We start from the raw sequence: 20,299 nt of genomic DNA, 5'->3' as shown, positions 1-20,299 counted from the left end.
TATCATTGTCCCGGCTTGTAGATCTGGTCGAACATTCCGCCGTCGGCGAAGAACTTCGGCTGAGCTTCCTTCCAACCGCCGAATTCGTCAATAGTGACCAGCTTCACATCGGCAAAGCGCGCGGTATCCTGCGGGTCCGCAAGCTCCGGCTTGAAGGGCCGGTAATAGTGCTTGGCCGCGATTTTCTGACCGACATCGCTGTAGAGATAATTCAGATAGGCTTCCGCCACCTTTCGCGTGCCCTTGCTGTCGACATTGCCGTCCACAAGCGCCACCGGCGGCTCGGCCTTGATCGAGATTGATGGCGTCACGATCTCGAAATTGTCAGGCCCGAGTTCTTCCAGCGAGAGGTAGGCTTCGTTTTCCCAGGCAAGCAGCACGTCGCCGAGGCCCCGCTGGACGAAGGTTGTGGTTGCGCCGCGCGCCCCGGTGTCGAGAACCGGCACGTGTTTGAATAGCTGCGCCACATATTCCTGTGCCTTCGCATCGTCGCCGCCATTGGCGGCCCGTGCCCAGGCCCAGGCAGCGAGGAAGTTCCAGCGCGCACCGCCCGAGGTCTTCGGGTTCGGCGTGATCACCTGAATATCTTCCCTGACGAGATCACCCCAGTCCTTGACGCCTTTCGGGTTGCCCTTGCGGACGAGGAAGACGATCGTCGAGGTGTAGGGTGAGCTGTTGTTTTCGAAGCGCGTTTTCCAGTCGGGCGGTATCTTGCTGGTCGCCGCGGCGATCGCATCGATATCGGCCTCAAGCGCCAGCGTCACGACGTCCGCCTCGAGACCGTCGATCACCGACCGAGCCTGCTTGCCGGAGCCGCCGTGGGAGGTCTGGATCGTCACGGTCTCGCCGGTATCGGCCTGCCATTTTTCGGCAAAGGCCGCATTGAATTCCTTGTAAAGCTCCCGAGTAGGATCATAGGACACGTTCAGGATCGTTGTGTCCGCTTGAGCGAGGCCAATGGAGCCAAGCTGCAGACTGCCGACCACAAGCGCTAGTTTTACTATTCCGGTAAGTCTATTCGAGCCCATATTGCCCTCCATCCTTTGCCAGATAAAACTATCAATTTAATCGACTATCACAACGCAAACTTATGACGCTTTGTGCCCCTTTCGTGAAATGTCCTGTCGTCGACGCGCCATTTGCGGAAATTCTTTGCTCGATTCGGTGGGGCGCGACCGCGAAAATAGCACGGTATCTCACGGCGGGCGCCATATATCCGGAGCCGCCGAATTCGCCTCTGCCGTCGGCTATCGCGGCTCAGGCAACGTTCGGTTGCGGCAGGTGGTCCGATCCGATGAGGGCGCCGGGCTGTTCGATAACGCGTGCAGCGACTTTTGCGGCGAACGCCGCCGCGTCACGAGGGGGCTCGCCCCGCAGCTGCATCGCCAGAAAGGCCCCGTTGAAGCTGTCGCCGGCGCTGGTTGTGTCCCTGACCGGGTCGGCAGGATGGGCGGGAACATGCATGACCTGTCCGGCGCTGCTGATCGTAATCCCGTTCGCGCCGTCCTTGACCGCGACAAGCTCCGCACCGAGATCGCGGTAACGTTTCGCCGTTGCTTCGGGGGTGGCATCTCCGAAATGACTGTGCTCGTCGTCGAAGCTCGGGAAGACCATCGTCGCCACGCGAGCGCCGTCTGAAACCGCGGCACGCATGGTCTCGCTGTTTTCCCAAAGCCGTGGCCGCAGATTCGGATCGAACGCGACGGTCTTTCCCGCTTCGCGCGCCCGGCGGATCTCGTCCAGCAGCCGGCCGCGATCGTCGGGCGAGAGGATCGCAAGCGTGATGCCGGAGAAATAGACGAGTTCGGCGTCATCGATCGCCGCGCGCAGTTGGTCGCGGTCTTCGGCCAGAAGCTTTGCCGCAGATGTTTCCCGCCAGTATTGGAAGCTGCGCTCGCCGTCCTTCAGGTGGATCATGTACATGCCGGGATTGCGCCCCTCGATGCGGCGCACATGATCGCTGGCGATGCCGGCGCGGTTCATGAAGGCGAGCATCTCGTCGGAAAGCCTGTCCGTTCCGAGTGCCGTGAAGTAGCTGACCTGCCAGTCGTTGCCGAGAAAGGCGCGGGCATACCACGCCGTATTGAAGCTATCCCCCGCGAAACCCTTCTTGAGATGGCCGTCGCTGGCCTGTGAAAGTTCGATCATGCATTCGCCGATCGAGAGAAATGTCTTTGGCATCGGGTAATCCCACGAGTGGAGGGGAGGCAGGCGCCGGTGATGAGAAGACGCGAAGCGGCCTTCTGTCCACGTATCCTAGAAAAGTTCCTGGGTGCAAATCTAGGCTCAGGACCTACTAAATTCGTCCAATCTGTTCAGATCCATGGGATTGAATGGAAGAAAACAAGCGCAAGGCAAGACCTGAAGGTCTTGTCGAGCATTGTTTTCGATCAGGCGGCCCATGGACCTGAACCCGAAGGGCGAGGCGGATTTCGCGCCTGACCGCGTCGGAAAGATTTGAAAATGTCGACGCATTTCCTGCATCTTTCCTCCTTCTCAGGCACGAAATCCGCCACGCAGAATGGACGAATTTAGTAGGTCCTGAGCCTAGATGTGAAATCGAAAGAGATTGCCCAATCGCAGCCCGGGTGCGCGCGCTCGTCCACCCGTGATGAAATCGACGACCGAGGTGGGGATCCGCCCAAAGCCGCCACGCGAATATCTCTCGTCTGCCTCCGGCGGCAAGTGCGTGATACGCTGGTTGTGGCTTCAACAGTCCGAGGCGTCACCCGCCCGAAGGGAGATCATGTCTGGTTCCGATGGCAGTATTCTCGATTTTCTCGGGGTATTGGCGGTGTTTCTGCTTGTCGGTGCGAACGGTTTCTTTGTCGCTGCCGAGTTTTCGCTCGTTTCGGTCCGCCGCAGCCGCGTGGCGGAACTGGTTGCGCAACAACGCATGAACGCGAGCGCCCTGCAGCACGCCGTCGAAAATCTCGATGCCAACCTGGCAGCCACCCAGCTTGGGATCACGATATCGTCCCTGGCGCTGGGATGGGTCGGTGAACCCGCGCTCGCCCATCTGATCGAGCCGTTGTTGACGGTCTTGCCTGCGGCCTGGGCATCGGTCGGATCACACGCGATCGCGGTCGCGGTTGCGTTCATCATTATCACCGCCCTGCATATCGTGCTCGGCGAACTGGCACCGAAGAGCCTGGCGCTGCAGCGCAGCGAGGGCACGGCGCTTGCCGTCGTCCGCCCGCTCGCGCTGTTTCTCTTTCTGCTGCGCCCCGCGATCCTCGCCCTCAACGGCCTCGGCAATCTCGTGCTTCGTTCGATCGGCCTGCGCCCCGGCGCAGGCGAGGCGTCGCTGCATTCTCCGACCGAGCTGAAGCTTCTTGTCGCCGAAAGCCAGGAAGCTGGGCTTCTCGATGCCGCCCAGCAGGAACTGGTGGAGCGGATATTCAGCATCGGCGACCGAAGGATTTCCGACATCATGACACCGCGGATCGAGATCGACTGGATCGACGCCGACGACAGCCAGGAGGAGATCCTGAGGACGATCAGGGAATCTCGCCACGAGCAGCTTCTGATCGGCAGGGGCAACATCGACTATCCGCTCGGGATGGTGCTCAAGAAGGACCTGCTTGACCAGTTGCTCGATCGTCAAGCCCTCGACGTCCTTAGCGTCATTCGGGAGCCGTTGATCCTGCACGAGTCGACGGCCGTCTTCCGAGTGCTGGAGAAGTTCAAGAGCGCGCCCGTTCGGCTCGCTGCGATCATCGACGAATACGGGAGCCTAGAGGGGATTGTCACCCAGACCGACCTGTTGGAGGCGATTGCCGGCGACCTGCCGGATACGGAAACCGTCGAGCCGGATATCGTGGTGCGCGAGGATGGCAGCATGCTGATCGAGGGCATGATGGCCGCGCACGACGCCTTCGAAAGGCTGGGGTTCCACGACCGTCCGGAGGGTGACTTCCACACGATCGCCGGCTTCGCACTGCAAATGCTCGGCCATATCCCGCATGTGGGCGAGAGCTTCGATTTCGAGGGCTGGCGTTTCGAGATCGTCGACATGGACGGTATGCGCATCGACAAGCTTCTGGCTTCGCGGATTGGCTGACATCCCCGTTTTTACCGCGGTGATAGAGGCAGAGTGTTATCGATGTGTATCTGATTTTTTGATACAAAACAAAATAGTTGATTTGAAAAGTCATACAGATTAGCCTCGGGCAAAATCGAATTCAACAAACGAGGAAGCCCATGCGAGCGAAAGCCACCCTCAACCGGGAATACACGATCTCGACTGTCGACAAGCGCGTCTATGGTTCCTTTCTGGAACACATGGGCCGGGCGGTTTACACGGGCATCTATGAACCCGGTCACGAGAAGGCTGATGCGGATGGCTTTCGCAGTGATGTCCTCGAAATGGTGCGCGATCTCGACATGCCGATCGTGCGGTATCCCGGCGGCAATTTCGTTTCCGCCTACCGGTGGGAGGATGGCATCGGCCCGCGCGAGGAGCGCCCGGTTCGTCTGGATCTCGCATGGCGTACGCGCGAAACCAATCAGGTCGGCGTCAATGAATTCGCCGACTGGGCGAAGCGCGCCGGGACAGAAATGATGCTGGCGATGAACCTCGGCTCGCGCGGCCTGGACGATGCCCGCAACTTCCTTGAATATTGCAACCATCCCGGCGGGACCTATTGGAGCGATCTGCGCGCCAAGCACGGATACAAGGATCCGCACAATGTCCGGATCTGGTGCCTCGGCAACGAGATGGACGGGCCGTGGCAGGTCGGCCACAAGAGCGCAGCCGAGTATGGCCATCTCGCCAATGAAGTGAGCAAGGCCTTCAAGTATTTCGACAAGACGCTGGAGACGGTGGTCTGCGGCTCGTCGAATGACAAGATGAAGACCTATCCGGAGTGGGAGGCAACGGTCCTCGACGCCAGCTATGACAGCGTCGATTATATCTCGCTCCACAAATATTTCGGAAACGAAGAGCAGGACACGCTCAACTACTACGCCAAGGCGATCGATCTCGACCGTTACATTGTCACCATCGGCGGCGTCATCGACTATATCAAAGCGAAGAAGCGCTCGAAGCGCGATGTGAAGATCTGCTTTGATGAGTGGAACGTCTGGTACCACGACCGCAAGCAGGATGGCGAGCGCATCGCGAGTTGGGATTGGCCGGAGGCGCCGCCGCTTCTCGAAGAATTGTATAACCTCGAAGATGCGATCTTCGTCGGCTCGCTGCTCAACGTCTTCATTCGCCGGTCCGACCGGGTGAAGATCGCCTGCATGGCGCAGCTCGTCAACGTGATCGCGCCGATCCTGACGAAGGCCGGCGGGCCGGCCTGGCGCCAATCGATCTATTATCCGCTCCAGTACGCCTCGAAATACGGGCGTGGGACGGCGCTGAACGTTGTCGCGTCCAGCCCGACCTATGACTGCGAGGTGGCGCAGGACGTTCCCTATCTCGACCTATCGGCGGTTCTTCAGGAGGACGGCAAGTCGCTTGCGATCTTCGCCATAAACCGCAGTATCGACGAGCCGCTCGATCTGACGATCGATCTGCAGGGCTTCAAGCGAGCCAAGGTCGTTCAGCATCAGATGCTGGAGGGCGAGGACCTCAAGGCGCGCAACTCGGTTGACGATCAAAGCCGCATCGTACCCAAGGCGGGGAAGGCACTCGCAGTCGACGATGCCGGCACGCTCGTCGGTACGCTCCCGCCGAGATCCTATCACTTCGTGCTGCTTTCCGTTGAGTCGGCGTGAATCGGCCGCTGGTTCGGGCGGCTGAGGAGATCGCCCGTATCATAAACGTGATCGATTCTAATGCGTTAGCGGGAGGCACAATGTCCGGAATCAAGTTGACGGGCGTCAGCAAGTCGTTCGGCGCCATGAAGGTGATCCACGATGTCGACATCGAGATCGAGCAGGGGGAGTTCGCCGTTTTCGTCGGCCCTTCCGGATGCGGGAAATCGACGCTTCTGCGCATGATCGCCGGGTTGGAGGAAACGACCGGCGGCGAGATCAGGATCGAAGCCGAGGACGTGACACGCAAGGAAGCGTCGAAGCGCGGTGTGGCGATGGTCTTCCAATCCTACGCCCTCTATCCGCATTTGTCCGTCTTCGACAACATGGCCTTCAGCCTTTCCATCGCGCGCCGACCGAAGGCCGAAATCGAGACGAAGGTGAAGGCGGCGGCAGAAATCCTGCGGCTGACCGACTATCTGAGCCACAAGCCGAGCCAACTCTCGGGCGGGCAGCGCCAGCGCGTGGCGATCGGCCGGGCCATCGTCCGCGAGCCGCGCGTCTTTCTCTTCGATGAACCACTTTCGAACCTCGACGCGGAACTGCGGGTGAAAATGCGCATGGAGATCGCCCGCCTGCACCGCCAGATCGGTGCGACGATGATTTACGTCACCCACGATCAGGTCGAAGCGATGACGCTCGCCGACAAGATCGTCGTCCTGAAGAGCGGCGTGGTCCAACAGGTCGGCGCTCCCCTCGAGCTTTACCGCAACCCGGACAACATGTTCGTCGCAGGCTTTATCGGCTCGCCGGCTATGAACTTCCTGAGGGGCCGCGTCATGGCGAGCGATGCGAGCAGGTTGACTGTCGACCTCGATGACGCACCGGGAGCCACCTTCGACATCGACGTGAAAGCGAGGCTTTCCGTCGGGAGCCAGATCTTTGTCGGCGCCCGGCCGGAACACATCACGCTTGGCGGTCGCGAGGGTGGGCTGCCGCTCCAAGCAAGGGCCGAGTTCATCGAGGAACTGGGAGGAACCGGCTACCTGCATATGCTGACGGCAACAGGCGGAGAAATGACGGTCGAATGCCGCGGTGGGGACCGGCCGCATCCCAAGCAGGAGGTTCGGCTCAGTCTGGATATCGGCAGCATGCTGGCCTTCGACGAGCAAGGCGCGCGGCTGCGTTGATATCTGAAATACGGATATGGAGCGAAAAACGCAGGTTGCTGGGCTGAAATGCCCGCAAGCCGGATAGGAAAATCATCCGGCAGAGAGGGGAGTGCGGCGCGATCCTGATCCGCCGATTCAATGAAGCATCATGCTTGTATCGAGGAGGAGACAGACGTGAAGAAGCTTTTGAAACTTGTCTTTGCGGGTGCGCTGGCGGTCCTGCCGTCGGCAACCGCCTATGCGCAGACCGATATTACCTGGTGGGATTTCCTGAGCGGCGGCGACGGTGTCCGCATGAAGGCGCTGATCAAGGAATTCAACGAGACCCACCCGGACATCAAGATCAACGCGACCACGCTTGAGTGGGGTGTGCCCTTCTACACCAAGGTGCAGACCTCGACGGCCGTCGGCCAGCAGCCGGACATCATGACGTATCACCTGTCACGCTTCCCGCTGGCGATACCGTCGGGAATTCTTCGGCCGCTGACGACCGAGGAACTCACGGAAGCGGGTGTCAAGAAGGAAAATTATGTCGAGGCGAGCTGGAACTCGGCGTCTTCCGACGGCAAGGTCTACGGCATTCCCTTCGACGTTCACGCCATCGTGCTCTACTACAACAAGAATATCCTCAAGGAGGCGGGCCTGCTCGGCGATGACGGCCTGCCGAAAGGCCTTGACGGATTGGACAACTTTAATGCCGCCCTCGACAAGATCAAGGCGACCGGCAAGGTCCAATATCCGCTCTCGCTGCACACCGATGAAGGCGGCTCCATGTGGCGTGTGTTCTACTCCCTGCTTTCGCAGCAGGGTGGAAAATTCATCGACGGCGAGGAAATCCTGCCCGGCGACGCCGGCGTCAAGGCGCTGACGGCGATGGCAAATTGGGTCTCATCCGGCTACTCGCCGCAGCTGATCTCCTACGAAGCCTCGATTGCGCTCTTCACGTCGGGCAAGGCGGCGATGCACATCAACGGCGTCTGGGAAGTGCCGACCATGACGGACCTCGCGAAGAACGGCAATCTCGGCTTTGAATGGGGCGCTATCCAGATTCCGGTGCTGATGGGCCAGCCGGCCACCTGGGCGGACTCCCATGCCTTCGCCGTGCCGAACAGCGACGCCAAGCCGATCACGCCGGAGAAGCTCAAAGCCGTGCTCCAGATCATCGCATGGATGAACGAACACAGCCTCTCATGGGCCGACGCAGGCCATATCCCGGCCTTTAGGCCCGTGACCGAAAGTGCCGAGTTCAAGGCGATGCAGCCGAACGCCACCTATGCGAAGCTCGCTGACACAGCCGTCTTCGATCCCGTTTCGCCACTCGCCGGCGTCGCGGGGCCGATCTACGAAGCAACGCAGAACTTCATCGTGCCGGCCTTGAACGGCCAGCTCGATCCCGAGGAAGCGATCGAGCAAATGCGCGAGGAACTGAAGGGCCAGATGTAGCACGACAACGGACCAGCTGGCCTGTTGCCGGCTGGTCCCGCCCCGAAAATGGGAACGGAGGACAGTTGCGGTGTTGACGAGCAAGGGACGGAGCAAGAGGCTGACCGTCATTCTGATGATCGCGCCTTTCGTGATCACCTACCTGACGGTTTTCGCCTATCCCGTCTACAACATGTTCGCCTTGAGCTTCACGAACGCGCCGCTGATCGGCGACGGTCAGTGGGTCGGCTTCGACAACTACATCAGGTTGCTCAATCAGAAGCTTTTTTACACGTCAGTCTGGAATACTGGCTATTTCGTCGTGCTCACGGTCGCGCCGAACACGCTGATCGGGCTTGGCCTTGCGCTGATGGTCGTGCGTCTCAGAGGTTGGTTGCAAAGCCTCGTGCTGGTCCTGTTCTTCCTGCCCTACATCCTGCCGGTATCCGTCGTGACGCAGATCTGGCAATGGGTGCTGGATCAGCAGTTCGGGATCGCCCAGTACGCGATCGAATTTTTCACCGGCAAGCGCATCAGCGTTTTTCGCGATCCGCTATGGGCGATGCCCATGGTGGCGCTCGTTACCGTCTGGTGGACCAACGGCTTCAATCTTCTGCTTTTCATTGCCGGCCTACGCAACATTCCGGCCGATTACTACGAGGCAGCGACGCTTGACGGTGCGACGCGCTGGCAATGCTTTCGCCGGATCACCTGGCCGCTGATCTGGCCCGTCACCGCCCTTGTGCTGACGCTTCAACTGATCCTGCAGCTCAAGATCTTCGACCAGGTGTATCTGATGACGGAGGGCGGACCATTTAATTCGACCTATGTGCTGCTCCAGCTTGTCTACCGCGAGGCGTTCCGCCTCAATCACGGCGGGCTCGGCTCTGCAGTCGCGGTCTTCCTCTTCCTGATCATCGTCAGCGTTTCGGTGCTGCAGTACCAGCTTTTGCGCGTAAGGGAGCGCTGATCCATGCAACGGAAATCCATCGGCAACATCCTGCTCTTGGTGCTCACGCTCTGCGTTGCCTGCATGTGGGCCTTCCCGATCTATTGGGCGGTCATCACTTCGGTGAAACCGGAACAGGAGGTTGTCACCAAGACGACGTTCTTTCCCGACGTCTTCAATTTCTCGGCCTACTATTTTGCGCTGTTCGAGACCAAACTCGCCACCTGGTATGTGAACTCGATCGTTACCTCCATCGCGGTCACCGTGGTGGTGATCCTCATCAGCGTGATGTGCGCCTATGCTCTGTCGCAGATTGTCTTTGCAGGGCGCAAACTGCTCTATGGCATAATTCTCGCGAGCTTCATGGTCCCATCGCAGGCGCTCGTCGTCTCGCAATTCGTGCTGATGCACCGGTTCGGCCTGATCAACACCTGGGGCGGCATCATCCTGCCGCAGCTCATCATCCCGGTCGTCGTCATCGTCTACAAACAGTTCTTCGACTCCGTGCCGAAGGAGCTCCGGGAAGCAGCCAAACTCGACGGCTGCGGCGATTTCCAGATCCTTTTCCGTCTCTATCTGCCACTGAACTGGGGGATCACCACGGCGCTTGCCATCATCACCTACATCATGGCCTGGAACGCCTTCCTCTGGCCCTTCCTCGTGACGAGTTCGGAGGAAATGATGACGGTTACGGTCGGGATCACCCAGGTCGGCGATGCCTTCGGGGTAAAATACGCCCGCGACATGGCGGTTGCGATCCTCGCGGCAATGCCGGTGGCGGTCGCCTACCTTCTGTTCCAGAAGCGTGTGACACAGGCGCTGATGCTTTCCTCCGGGATAAAAGGATAATTGCGCGATCGAGAGCGGCTGGATCGCCGCTCTCGTCAAGGAAAACAATGCGACAAGTGGTTGAAATGCATGATATTAGCAGTTCAGCCAGCGCCGGAGCCGGAGTTTCAGTAACACAGAATGGAGACAAAGCTTTTAACCGTGGATCCGATCAAGGATGTCGAGGTCGTGCAGGCGCTCGGCTCCGCCACGCGCATCGAAATTCTCAATCTCTTGCGCCTCCAGGGACCATTGAACGTCAACGACATCGCCGGCCACATGGGCATGCCGCAATCGACTGTCGCGACAAACCTCAAGTCGCTCGAAAAGGCCGGGCTGATCCAGACGCACACGATGAAAGCGTCGAAGGGCAATCAGAAGATCTGCTCCAGCATCTATGGCGAAATCCTGATCCGGTTCGACAACCGCACCGATCTTTCGCCCGATATCGTCACCGTCAGCATGCCGATCGGCCTCTTCACCGAATTCGAGGTTGAGGCACCGTGCGGGCTTTGCTCCGTCAACAATGTCATTGGCATGCTCGACGTCCAGGAAGTCTTCCTCGATCCGCAGCGCATGCAGGCAGCGCTTCTCTGGTTCACGCGGGGTTATGTCGAATACAAATTCCCCAACAATGCCAAGGTCAGCGGCCGGCCGATCCGCAAGATCGAGTTTTCGGCCGAGCTGAGTTCCGAAACGCCAGCCACCAACGCCAATTGGCCGTCCGATATCTCCATATGGATCAACGGCATCAAAGCCGGTTACTGGACATCGCCGGGGGACTTCGGCGATCGCCGGGGAATTTATTCGCCGGCCTGGTGGAAGCTCAGCGGCTCGCAATACGGCAAGCTCAAGACCTGGACCATCGACGACCGCGGGACCTGGATCGACGGTGCCATGGTGTCTACCCAGACGATCGCATCGCTTGGAATTCCCGATCATCACTCGATCCGATTTCGCATCGGCATCGACGAGAAGGCCGAAAATCCCGGCGGCCTGAACATCTTCGGCAAAGGCTTTGGCGACTTCGACCAGGATCTCGTCATGACCATTCACTTCTGAGGCGGCGGCCGCGAAGCTCAAACCACTCGAACGTCCCTGGCATTCGCTCGAAGACTTAGAGAACTCGGCCACGCGCGATGATGGGCCAGGTCGCCTTCGTCTCATTGCCTTCCACAATATGAACCGCATCGACCATATTGGTCACCACGCAGGCGTGGTTCGGGACGATGCGCAACCTGTCGCCGACTTTCAGCTTGATCGGACCGTCCGAGACGAGCCTGCCGTGCTCTTCCGAAAGCTGGTCGATCCTGATGTCGTCGCGTCCCAGCACATGGCCGTAGCCCGAAAGACCGAGAAGGTCGGAGGTCAGGACCTTGCTGCCGGCGTCGATGATCGCCCTGTTTTCGGCCGGAACCGAGACGACCGTCGCAAGCACGGTCAGCGCACAATCGTCCCACGTCGCCACGCCGCGGGCGACGAGCGAGCGATCGTTGTAGATATAGGTTCCTGGACGGTGTTCGGTCGCGACGGACGCGCCGGCCGCCTCCATCATGTTCGGCGTGCCGCCGGAGGTGATGGTCGGAACGTCGATGCCGTCCGCTTCGATCAGCCGCTTCGCCTCGCTCATGAAGGCCTGGACGCGCTCGGTTCCTCCGACGGGCGGATAGGTCATCAGTCCGCCGAAGTGCAATCCGGGTGCATCGGCTATGCGTCGAGCGAGGCTCGCGGCCTCGGCCGGCGTCGCCACGCCGCAACGATCGGCGCCGGTGTTGCATTCGACGAGCACGGTCAGCGGGTCGTCTTCGCGGGCGAAACGGGTCGACAGGCCGTCGATAACGGTCGGGTTGTCGGCGACCACGCTGAGTGTGACGCGTTTGTTGAGTGCCGCGAGGCGCGCGAGCTTTTCCGCGCCGAGGATGTTGTAGGTGATCAGCACGTCCTTGATTTGCGCGCTCCCCTCGACCATCGCCTCCGCCTCGGTGACCTTCTGGCAGGTTATGCCGATCGCTCCGGCCTCGAGCTGCAATTCGGCCATCTGCGGGAGCTTGTGCGTTTTGATGTGCGGCCGCACCCGAATGCCGTGGCGATCCGCGTAGTCCTGGAACGCGCGGATGTTGCGGCGGGCGATCTCGATATCGACCAGCACCGCGGGCGTTTCGATCGGCAGGGTCATGCGGCGGACTTCCTTTAGAGCAGTTCCAGGAAAAGTGTGTAACGGTTTTCCGTCCGGAATTGCGTGATTTCAGATGAACTACGGCAAATCATGGGTTGTGGGGAACTTAGCTGATCCGGGTCGGCTTTCATACCGCCCGCAACGACTGGCCGCTCTCCGGATCGAAGAGATGCAGCGCCGCCTCATCGAAGGAGAGGAGCTGCTCCGATCCGGCACTGAGACGCGTGCGCGGCGGGAGGCAGGCGGTGATCGTCTGTTCGCCGAGCTTTGCCGTCGTGACCAACTCCGGTCCCGTCAGTTCCATGACTTCCACGTGCGCCTTGACACGGACGCCCGGTGCATCGGCGCTTGCAAGCCGCAGCGCCTCCGGCCGTATGCCGATCTTGACGCGCCCGCCCGTCGCCGCGGTACTCCTGAAATCCGCCGGCAGGGGAAGCGCCTCCCCAGAGCCGACAAGCCTGAGAGTGCTGCCGACCACTTCCGCGTCGAGAATGTTCATCGGCGGCGAACCAACGAAACCGGCGACATAAAGGGTTGCCGGCCGGTCGTAGATATCCTCGGGGGTGCCGAGTTGTTCGATGCGGCCGTCGCGCATGACGGCAATGCGGGTTGCAAGAGTCATCGCCTCGATCTGGTCGTGGGTCACGTAGACGACGGTCGTCTTCAGCATCTGATGCAGGCGTTTGAGCTCAGTGCGCATCTCCATGCGCAGCTTGGCGTCGAGGTTCGACAGCGGCTCGTCGAAAAGAAAGACCTGCGGATTGCGCACCAGCGCCCGGCCGATCGCAACCCGCTGGCGCTGGCCGCCGGAAAGCTGGCTCGGCTTGCGGTCGAGAAGATTTTCGATCTGGAGAAGCCGAGCCGTCTCGCGCACCGCCGTCTCGCGTTCGACCGCTGGCACCTTGCGCATCTCCAGGCCGAAGCCGATGTTGCGGGCGACGCTCATGTTCGGATAGAGCGCGTAGGACTGGAACACCATGGCGATGTCCCTGTCCTTGGGATGCAAGCCCAGGATCGAGCGTTCGCCGATCTTGACGTCGCCGCGGCTTGGCTCCGCAAGTCCGGCGATGATGTTCAGGAGGGTGGATTTGCCGCAGCCGGACGAGCCGAGCAGCACCAGGAACTCGCCGCTTTCAAGCGCGATGTCGATGCCCTTCAGCGTTTCCACCTCGCCGTAGCGCTTGTGGATGTCGCGGATTTCGAGTGCGCTCATTTCCTGGTCTCCTGGAGGAAGGCCGAAAGCGGTTTGCCATAGCTGCGCGGCAACGTGGAGATGGCTTCGGATGCGACGGTGGCGCCGACCCTGAGACAGTGTTCGACCGGCAAATCGGCAGCCAGTGCGGCCAGGAAACCGGCGTTGAAGACGTCGCCGGCGCCGATCGTATCGACAACGTCAACGCGGGGCGCCGGAGCCGAAAATTGCGCGCCGGTCTTTTCGAGGGCAAGCGCACCATGGGGCCCACGCTTGACGACGACGATCGCTTCGGAAGGCATCTGTGCCTTCAGGTGGCGGGCGGCCTCGCGGGGGTCTGTCTCGCCGGTCAACGTCGTCGTCTCGACTTCGTTGAACAAAGCGCAATGGCAGCGCTTCAGCCAGTCGAGAGTCCTGCGCTTGTTCGTCTCCGTCCAACCATCGAGGGGCCAGCCGGTATCGAGCGCAACAGCGATATCGTGCGCGTCTGCCCAATCGAAAAACTCGTCATAGGCAAGCGTCAGCGCGTCGGTCAGGAACGAGCCCGCGAGCAACGCAAAGCCGCCGCGAAGGCGCTCGCCGTCAAGCATCGTGCGAACTTCGTCCAAGCTGAAGAGCGGCAGGTGGCCGCGCGTGGTGAAGAACGTGCGCTCGCCGTCCGGGTGGGTGATCCCGACCGAGAGCGTCGTGCCCACGGCTTCCACCGGCCATTCCCGCGCGCGCTCGCCGAAGGCTTCCTTCAGCCAGATGCCGAACTGGTCGTTGCCGACATTGGCGGCAATGGCGTAGTCCACACCGAGCGAGTCCCAGGCGAGCGCGCTGTTGCCGGCGCAACCGCCGACGCGCAACTCGTCGTGGTCGACGATGATTTCCGTGCCGGCCTTCGGCCACGGCTCGGCCGGACCGAGGATCAGGTCGATGTTGACGTTGCCGATGACTGCAAGCGGGCGCATGGCGTCACTCGCTCCGTGTGATCTTGGTCGAGCGCACCGGCGTTCCGGCATTGTCGACGCGGGCATCGGCGAAGGCGAGCATGAGCGACTGCGCGATGGGCAGCATGGCGAAAACGGCCGCTAGGCCTGCGGCGCGCCGGAAGCGGATGGTCGTGACCCCTTCGACCGGCGGTTCACCGGAAGCATCGAAGACGATCACGGGGGAGCCCGCTTCGGTTGCGGAGGTCGCCATCGCGGCCACGAGACCCGCCGTTGGGTCGGCGGCGCGGAAGAGCACAACGCCGACATTCGGGCCGAGCATTTCCATGGGGCCATGGCGAAGTTGCCCGCCTTCGAGCGAGAAGCAGGGAAGACGCGACAGCTCGGTAAGCCCGAGCCCGATCGCCTCGGCCAGACCCTGCAGCCTACGGCCGGACGTGACCACGGCGCGCACCCCGGCGAGTGCGGTAAGCGCTTCGTCGATCGCCGGGGACTCGGGGTCGCGCAGGGCATGAAGCGCGCCGGCCGGATCATCGCCGAGGGCGGCAAGGACTGAAAGATGCAGCGCGAAACTGATTGTCAGGCTGCGGGTCGCGGCAAAAGCCTGCTCCGTGCCGCCGGCACCAATGAGCGACGGCGCCGTCCGCGCCAGAAAGGAATTGCCTTCGAGCGTCAGGCCGAAGGTGTTCGGCGTGCCGCCATTGGTCTCCTTGAACCAACGCAGCACTTCTGCGCTTTCGCCCGATTGGGAGGTGATCAGAACGGTCTTTCCCGCGATCGGCAACGGCTGGCCGAGCTGCTCGGAAAGCGGCAGTGCCACGGCTTCGATGCCGAGTGCCCGATAGAGCGGCTCGACGGCGCGGCCGACCGCGTGCGAGCCGCCCATTCCCAACAGGAGGAGCCGGCCTGTCTGTCTCAGCGAAGCGGCAATATTCTGCGCCAGCGTCGCCGACTGTTCATAGGAGGCGATGGCGTCGGCATGCTGGCGCCCCATTTCCTTGTCGATTGCGATGAGCCCGGCGGGCCTTTGCTTGGAAGCCTTCATGATCATCCCTTGACGCCGCCGCTTGTGAGCCCGGAAATCAGGGCCCGTTGCATGACAAGACCGATCAGCACCGGGGGCAGGGCGGCAAGCACACCGGCGGTGGCGATCAATCCGTAATCGGAGACGCGACCGCCGGCGAGATCCGCTATGGCGACGGTCAGCGTCTTGGCGCGCAGGTCGGACGTGAAGAGCAGCGCGTAGAAGAATTCGTCCCAGGCAAGCAGAAAGGCAAAGAGCGCCGAGGTCGCCATGACAGGGGCGGCAAGCGGCAGGGTCAGCAGCCGCAGGATCTGGTCGAGCCGCGCGCCGTCGATCATCGCAGCGCTTTCGATCTCCCTGGGTATGGAATCGAAGCCCGATTTCAGCAGCCATGTCGTGAAGGGTGCGAGGATGGTGAGATAAACGAGCGCCAGGCCGAAGACGGAGTTGAGCAGGCCGAGATAGGCAAGCCCCATATAGAGCGGCACCGCGAGCGCCACGGGCGGCAGCATATAGGTGGCGATCACCGCATAGAGCGACCAGGAGACCGTCGGTGTGCGCGAGACCGCCCAGGCGGAGGGAATGGCGACGGCGATTGCCGCCAGTGTCGCCATGCCGGCGACCTTCAGGCTGTTGAGCAGCGAGGCGACGAAGGCGGCGCCGGCTGTGTTCTCGATCGTCGAAAGCAGGGCGCGGTAGCGCGAAAGGTCGATCTCGTCTGGCCACCAGTTGAGAGGTCTGGCGGAAAGGTCAGCGGCGGAAGAGATGCTCATGACGAAGAGCCAGGCAAGCGGCGCCAGGATGACGATCGCAAGCAGCAGCGCGCTCAAATAGACGAAGGCGGTGAAGAGCGGGTTCTGGCGTTCCATCATGATGCTCCCGCGGCCTTGCGAAGCAGCGCCGCATAGGCGACCGCGAGAATGGTCACGAGCAGCGTGACGATGAGCGCGAGCGACGCGCCGGAGCCCGCCCGCTGAAAGGAGAAGGCCTCCTGATAAACCAGGATCGAGAGCGTGCGCGTGCTGTTTGCCGGTCCGCCTCGCGTCATCACCCAGATGATGTCGAAGACCTTGAAGGCCTCGATCGTGCGCAGCACCAGCGCCACCAACAGCGGCCCCGCGAGATAGGGCATGATCACGTAACGGAAGCGATTGAACGGGCCGGCGCCGTCGACAAGTGCTGCCGCGGTGATGTCGCGGGGAACGGCCTGAAGCGCGGCCAGCGCGATCAGCGCCACCAGCGGAAAATTCTTCCAGCAATCGGCGACGATCAGCGCGATTAAGGCGGACCCCGGCTCGCCGAGCCAGGAGCGGTAACTGTCGAGAAGGCCGAGCTGGGTAAGCGCGGCGTTGAGGGCGCCGTATTGCGGATTGTAGATCAGCCGCCAGAGCGTGGCGTTGACCACCGTCGGCAAGGCCCACGGCAGGATCATCAAGGCCCTCAATGCCGTGCGTCCGCGAAATTGCTGGTTGAGAAGGAGCGCGGCGAGCACGCCCAGCACCATTTCGGCGGCGACGGACACGACCGCAAACCAGGTGGTGGTGATCAGCGCCCGCTGGAAGTTCGACCCGCCGAGCATTTTTGCGTAGTTGTCGAGGCCGACGAAACCGCCCGCGGTGCCGACGAGTTTCGCATCGGTGAAGGAGAGCCGCACAGTATCGACTAATGGCCAGCCGATGACAGCGATCATGACCACGAGTAGCGGCAGCATCAAGAGCCACGCACGGGTTGTTATCCAGGTACCGGGCATCGGATGAAGACCCTTGCGGCCGTCAGGGCCGTTTCATGCGATTCATTGTGGCTCGGCCATGCCGAGGATACGAAGAAGCCGCGGGCTTCATTCACGTCCCGAGCGGCCCGGCCCCCCGGAACGTGATCTGGCGTTCTCAGAGGCCGCTGTTCTCGGCAGCCGTCTTCAAGGCGTCTTCGGCGGAGGTCTGGCCGAGCAGCGCTTCCTGGATAGCCTGCTGCAGGGCGGTCGAAAGCTCCTGATATTTCGGCGTCGTCGGGCGCGGATACATCGCCGCGAGGCCGCGTTTCGCCGCCGCGATCAGCTCTTCCTGGCCCTTCGTCACGCTGGCGTCTTCGTAGGACGAGGCCCAGATCGGCAGGCTGAGTTTCGCATAGGCGTTCTGCGTCGGCTGCGAGGTCATGTGGACGATGTATTTCCATGCCTCTTCCGGATGCTGGCTGGTCGAGGTGATGCCAAGGCCCATCGAACCGTTGACGGCCGAAACCTCGCTCTTGCCGGCGACGCCCGGAGCGGGCACGACGCCGACCTTGCCGGCCACCTTGCTTTCCTTCGGGTCATTGGCAAGGTTGTACATATACGTCCAGTTGAGCGCGAAGGCCGCCTCGCCGTTCTGGAACACCTTGCGGACATCCTCCTCCAGGAATTCCTTGGAGTTCGGATTGGTGATGCCGGAGGTGTAGCTCGAAACCATGTAGTTCAGCGCGTCGAGACCGCCGCCGGTGGTAAAGGCCGGCTTGCCGCCCTCGATGAATTTGCCACCATAGGCGCTTACCAGCGTGGTGTAGTCGCAGATCGCGGCCTCCGCCTGCGACCAACTCCAGGCGATCGGGTTCTGAAGCAGTCCCTTGTCCTTGATCGTCTTTGCCTGTTCGGCAAGCTCGTCCCAGGTCTTCGGCGGTGCGGTGATGCCGGCCTTTTCCAGGATCTCCTTGTTGTAGAAGAGGTATTTGGTGTCGAGGATCCACGGCATGCCGTAGCGCTTGCCGTCATATTCGACCGTGGTCCAGGCGCCCGGCAGGACGCCCTTCTTCATCTCGTCGGTGATGCGGTCGGTGACATCGACCAGCACCTTGTTGGTGGCGTATTCGGCCGGCCAGATGACGTCGAAGAGAACGACGTCATAGCCGCCGCCGGAGCCCTGCGCCAGCACGGTCTTGTCGTGAAGGCCCTCATAGGGGACGAATTCGAGGTTGACCTTTATATCGGGATTGGCCTTGGTGAAGGCCTCCGTCATAGCGCGAACATCGGCCTCGCTATAGGCGGCCTGAGCCATGAACAGCGCGTTCAGCGTCGTTTCCGCGTAAGCCTGGCCGCTGAAGGATATTCCGACAAGGGCAGCGCCGAAGAGTGCGTTGCGCGTGGATTTCAACATTGTTGCCTCCAATAACCGATCGTTTCAGTTCTGGGCGCGGACCTATCGGCGCGCCCAATGCGAAGAACCCGCCGCGAGCGCGCGGCGGCCGTCGACAAATCAATCGGAGCGTTTGCGACAGCATAGCACCGCCGCCTTCGTTCCCCCGAGGTTCTTGCGACCTCTCATTAAGTCAATTGTCTTGACTTATTTCTTCGCCAATATTCTAACAGTGTCAAGCGGGATTTGTGGATGAATGAGATGCGCCCCATCCGGGCCAAGAGCGGGACCAATCAGGAGGGGACCAGTGCGCACAACCGCCGCGTCATGATCGACGCCCTGCGGCTGAACGGGCAATTGTCGCGCGCCGATCTCGCGCGGGCGACGGCGCTTACCAAGCAGACCGTATCGAACATTATCGAGGAACTCGAAAGCGATGGCTTGGTCACGTCTCTTGCCGCCGTGCGCAAGGGCCGGGGGCAGCCTTCGACACCCTATCGGCTGGTTCCCGAAGGCGCCTTCGCGATCGGCCTGCAGATCGATCGGCATGTCACGCGCACGATCGCGGTCGATCTGGTCGGCACCGTGCTCGCGCGCGGCGAGGCGAACCTGCCCGCTGGTGGTCCGGAGACAGGCGTCGGGACCATTTTGGGTCTGATCGCCAGGACGCGTCGCGACCTGGCGGCGATCGCGCCGCAATCCGAGAATCGCCTCGTCGGCCTCGGCGTTGCGATGCCCGGGCCGTTCGGCGTCGAGGCGGACGCCGACGATCCCTGGATGATGGCGGCGTGGCAGAACTTTCCTCTCCTGCAAACGCTGTCGACCGGCACAGGTCTCGACGTGCGTTTGCAGAACGATGCAGCCGCGGCCGCGACTGCCGAGAAGATGGTCGGCGCGGCGCACGGGGTCGACCAGGCGATCTGCATCTATCTTGGTTATGGCCTCGGGGCCGGGCTGATCCTCAATGGCGAGCTCTATCGCGGCGCCAACGGTAATGCCGGCGAGATCGGCATGATCTTGAGCCAGCCGCGCGCGGCCTCCGGCATCCAGCGTGCCCCGCTCGAACACCGGGCTTCCATTGCATCGCTCAGCAAGATCCTCGGTCTCGATCCGGCCGATCCGGATCTATATCACCGGATCGACGAGATCGCGGGCGGCGCGGACGCACGCGTCACCGCGTGGGTCGAGGACGTGTCATTCGAGCTGCAGGCTGCCATTCAGGCGCTGGAGAGCATTTTCGATCCGCAAACGATCATCCTGTGTGGCGGCATGCCGCCGGGTCTCGCCCGCCTGCTGATCGAGGCGATCCATCCGTTGCTGCCTTCGATCGCCGAGCATCGCGCACGCAGCATGCCGCGCCTGCAGCTAGGCCTCACGGACCCTTGGGCGGTGGCCATCGGTGCTGCCGCGGAGCCGATCAGCCGGACTTTCGATCCTCGATTTTCCGCAATCCTGAAGACGCGCACGGCGGGGGCGCTCTAAACTGGCAAGCAAGTTGCTGGCCGGGGTCGCCGGAGCGGCGCCGTACGTTTCGGGATATCACCGCACCGGTCGCTTCCTTTCAAGGGTGTCAAGCAGTGGAAATCCTCGCGGGGTCAAGCGCGCAGGGAAAAGGTTGCCAGTCTGTCGTAGCTGACGAGAATCGTTTTCCTGATGCTTGAAATATTAGCGATATAGCGTTTAAATACATGCCCGTAACGATCCGGCCTTATTTTTGCCGGCTACGACTAATTAATACTTTAAACCGCGATGCTTTCGAGCGCGGGCGAATTAGTAATTGCACGTATAAAGATTCTA

The 20,299-nt window shown here is 61.5% G+C and carries 17 protein-coding genes; 8 read left to right on the top strand and 9 right to left on the bottom strand.

Annotated features, from left to right (window positions below):
- Positions 1–2 precede the first annotated feature (2 nt).
- On the bottom strand, positions 3–1,028 hold the full coding sequence (locus tag PZN02_RS25695) for a sulfate ABC transporter substrate-binding protein (protein WP_280661789.1): 1,026 nt from the start codon (positions 1,026–1,028) through the stop codon (positions 3–5).
- A 229-nt stretch (positions 1,029–1,257) separates the two neighbouring features.
- Positions 1,258–2,181 carry a sugar kinase gene (locus tag PZN02_RS25690; protein ID WP_280661788.1) on the bottom strand — a complete coding sequence of 308 codons (924 nt, stop codon included), beginning with the start codon at positions 2,179–2,181 and terminating at the stop codon, positions 1,258–1,260.
- Between the two features lie 565 nt (positions 2,182–2,746).
- On the opposite strand from PZN02_RS25690, the gene PZN02_RS25685 reads away from it, so the two are divergent.
- The 7 genes from PZN02_RS25685 to PZN02_RS25655 all read left to right on the top strand — a co-directional run bounded on the left by PZN02_RS25685 (position 2,747) and on the right by PZN02_RS25655 (position 11,136).
- Positions 2,747–4,063, top strand: a complete 1,317-nt coding sequence (locus tag PZN02_RS25685) for a hemolysin family protein (protein WP_280661787.1) — start codon at positions 2,747–2,749, stop codon at positions 4,061–4,063.
- A 140-nt stretch (positions 4,064–4,203) separates the two neighbouring features.
- Positions 4,204–5,724 carry an arabinosylfuranosidase ArfA gene (gene arfA, locus PZN02_RS25680; RefSeq protein ID WP_280661786.1) on the top strand — a complete coding sequence of 507 codons (1,521 nt, stop codon included), beginning with the start codon at positions 4,204–4,206 and terminating at the stop codon, positions 5,722–5,724.
- 80 nt (positions 5,725–5,804) lie between these two features.
- The gene (locus tag PZN02_RS25675; RefSeq protein WP_280661785.1) at positions 5,805–6,893 is read left to right on the top strand and encodes an ABC transporter ATP-binding protein; all 1,089 of its coding nucleotides are present in this window, start codon (positions 5,805–5,807) and stop codon (positions 6,891–6,893) included.
- 156 nt (positions 6,894–7,049) lie between these two features.
- The gene (locus PZN02_RS25670; protein ID WP_280661784.1) at positions 7,050–8,318 is read left to right on the top strand and encodes an ABC transporter substrate-binding protein; all 1,269 of its coding nucleotides are present in this window, start codon (positions 7,050–7,052) and stop codon (positions 8,316–8,318) included.
- Positions 8,319–8,391: 73 nt separating this feature from the next.
- Positions 8,392–9,267, top strand: coding sequence for a carbohydrate ABC transporter permease (locus PZN02_RS25665; RefSeq protein WP_280663280.1), 876 nt, complete (start codon positions 8,392–8,394; stop codon positions 9,265–9,267).
- Between the two features lie 3 nt (positions 9,268–9,270).
- Positions 9,271–10,095, top strand: coding sequence for a carbohydrate ABC transporter permease (locus PZN02_RS25660; protein WP_280661783.1), 825 nt, complete (start codon positions 9,271–9,273; stop codon positions 10,093–10,095).
- Between the two features lie 120 nt (positions 10,096–10,215).
- Positions 10,216–11,136, top strand: a complete 921-nt coding sequence (locus tag PZN02_RS25655; RefSeq protein ID WP_280661782.1) for an ArsR/SmtB family transcription factor — start codon at positions 10,216–10,218, stop codon at positions 11,134–11,136.
- Positions 11,137–11,191: 55 nt separating this feature from the next.
- Here PZN02_RS25655 and PZN02_RS25650 read toward each other — a convergent pair whose 3' ends face one another.
- The 7 genes from PZN02_RS25650 to PZN02_RS25620 all read right to left on the bottom strand — a co-directional run bounded on the left by PZN02_RS25650 (position 11,192) and on the right by PZN02_RS25620 (position 18,523).
- The gene (locus PZN02_RS25650) at positions 11,192–12,250 is read right to left on the bottom strand and encodes a D-TA family PLP-dependent enzyme (RefSeq protein ID WP_280661781.1); all 1,059 of its coding nucleotides are present in this window, start codon (positions 12,248–12,250) and stop codon (positions 11,192–11,194) included.
- Positions 12,251–12,377: 127 nt separating this feature from the next.
- Positions 12,378–13,463: an ABC transporter ATP-binding protein gene (locus PZN02_RS25645; protein ID WP_280661780.1), complete on the bottom strand. Its 1,086-nt coding sequence runs from the start codon at positions 13,461–13,463 to the stop codon at positions 12,378–12,380.
- On the bottom strand, positions 13,460–14,395 hold the full coding sequence (locus PZN02_RS25640) for a PfkB family carbohydrate kinase (protein ID WP_280661779.1): 936 nt from the start codon (positions 14,393–14,395) through the stop codon (positions 13,460–13,462). The genes PZN02_RS25645 and PZN02_RS25640 overlap by 4 nt, the downstream gene beginning before the upstream one ends.
- Before the next feature lie 4 nt (positions 14,396–14,399).
- A complete protein-coding gene (locus PZN02_RS25635; protein ID WP_280661778.1) occupies positions 14,400–15,425 on the bottom strand; it encodes an SIS domain-containing protein in 1,026 nt (341 codons plus the stop codon).
- Entirely contained in the window at positions 15,422–16,267 is an 846-nt protein-coding gene (locus PZN02_RS25630; RefSeq protein WP_280663279.1) for a carbohydrate ABC transporter permease, read from the bottom strand. Before PZN02_RS25630 ends, PZN02_RS25635 begins: the two co-directional genes overlap by 4 nt.
- Positions 16,267–17,148, bottom strand: a complete 882-nt coding sequence (locus PZN02_RS25625; RefSeq protein WP_280661777.1) for a carbohydrate ABC transporter permease — start codon at positions 17,146–17,148, stop codon at positions 16,267–16,269. The genes PZN02_RS25630 and PZN02_RS25625 overlap by 1 nt, the downstream gene beginning before the upstream one ends.
- 136 nt (positions 17,149–17,284) lie before the next feature.
- On the bottom strand, positions 17,285–18,523 hold the full coding sequence (locus tag PZN02_RS25620; protein ID WP_280661776.1) for an extracellular solute-binding protein: 1,239 nt from the start codon (positions 18,521–18,523) through the stop codon (positions 17,285–17,287).
- A 231-nt stretch (positions 18,524–18,754) separates the two neighbouring features.
- Between PZN02_RS25620 and PZN02_RS25615 the strand changes: the two genes are divergently transcribed.
- Positions 18,755–19,984, top strand: a complete 1,230-nt coding sequence (locus tag PZN02_RS25615) for an ROK family transcriptional regulator (RefSeq protein ID WP_280661775.1) — start codon at positions 18,755–18,757, stop codon at positions 19,982–19,984.
- The last annotated feature ends 315 nt before the right edge of the window (positions 19,985–20,299 follow it).

This window comes from Sinorhizobium garamanticum (assembly GCF_029892065.1).
GTDB classification, from domain to species: domain Bacteria; phylum Pseudomonadota; class Alphaproteobacteria; order Rhizobiales; family Rhizobiaceae; genus Sinorhizobium; species Sinorhizobium garamanticum.
This window is presented reverse-complemented; position numbering and strand designations above follow the sequence as displayed.

Coding starts and splice junctions, on each gene's coding strand:
- PZN02_RS25695 (WP_280661789.1), bottom strand. CDS start 1,028: ATGGGCTCGAATAGACTTACCGGAATAGTAAAACTAGCGCTTGTGGTC.
- PZN02_RS25690 (WP_280661788.1), bottom strand. CDS start 2,181: ATGCCAAAGACATTTCTCTCGATCGGCGAATGCATGATCGAACTTTCA.
- PZN02_RS25685 (WP_280661787.1), top strand. CDS start 2,747: ATGTCTGGTTCCGATGGCAGTATTCTCGATTTTCTCGGGGTATTGGCG.
- arfA (WP_280661786.1), top strand. CDS start 4,204: ATGCGAGCGAAAGCCACCCTCAACCGGGAATACACGATCTCGACTGTC.
- PZN02_RS25675 (WP_280661785.1), top strand. CDS start 5,805: ATGTCCGGAATCAAGTTGACGGGCGTCAGCAAGTCGTTCGGCGCCATG.
- PZN02_RS25660 (WP_280661783.1), top strand. CDS start 9,271: ATGCAACGGAAATCCATCGGCAACATCCTGCTCTTGGTGCTCACGCTC.
- PZN02_RS25655 (WP_280661782.1), top strand. CDS start 10,216: ATGGAGACAAAGCTTTTAACCGTGGATCCGATCAAGGATGTCGAGGTC.
- PZN02_RS25650 (WP_280661781.1), bottom strand. CDS start 12,250: ATGACCCTGCCGATCGAAACGCCCGCGGTGCTGGTCGATATCGAGATC.
- PZN02_RS25645 (WP_280661780.1), bottom strand. CDS start 13,463: ATGAGCGCACTCGAAATCCGCGACATCCACAAGCGCTACGGCGAGGTG.
- PZN02_RS25640 (WP_280661779.1), bottom strand. CDS start 14,395: ATGCGCCCGCTTGCAGTCATCGGCAACGTCAACATCGACCTGATCCTC.
- PZN02_RS25635 (WP_280661778.1), bottom strand. CDS start 15,425: ATGATCATGAAGGCTTCCAAGCAAAGGCCCGCCGGGCTCATCGCAATC.
- PZN02_RS25630 (WP_280663279.1), bottom strand. CDS start 16,267: ATGGAACGCCAGAACCCGCTCTTCACCGCCTTCGTCTATTTGAGCGCG.
- PZN02_RS25625 (WP_280661777.1), bottom strand. CDS start 17,148: ATGCCCGGTACCTGGATAACAACCCGTGCGTGGCTCTTGATGCTGCCG.
- PZN02_RS25620 (WP_280661776.1), bottom strand. CDS start 18,523: ATGTTGAAATCCACGCGCAACGCACTCTTCGGCGCTGCCCTTGTCGGA.
- PZN02_RS25615 (WP_280661775.1), top strand. CDS start 18,755: ATGAATGAGATGCGCCCCATCCGGGCCAAGAGCGGGACCAATCAGGAG.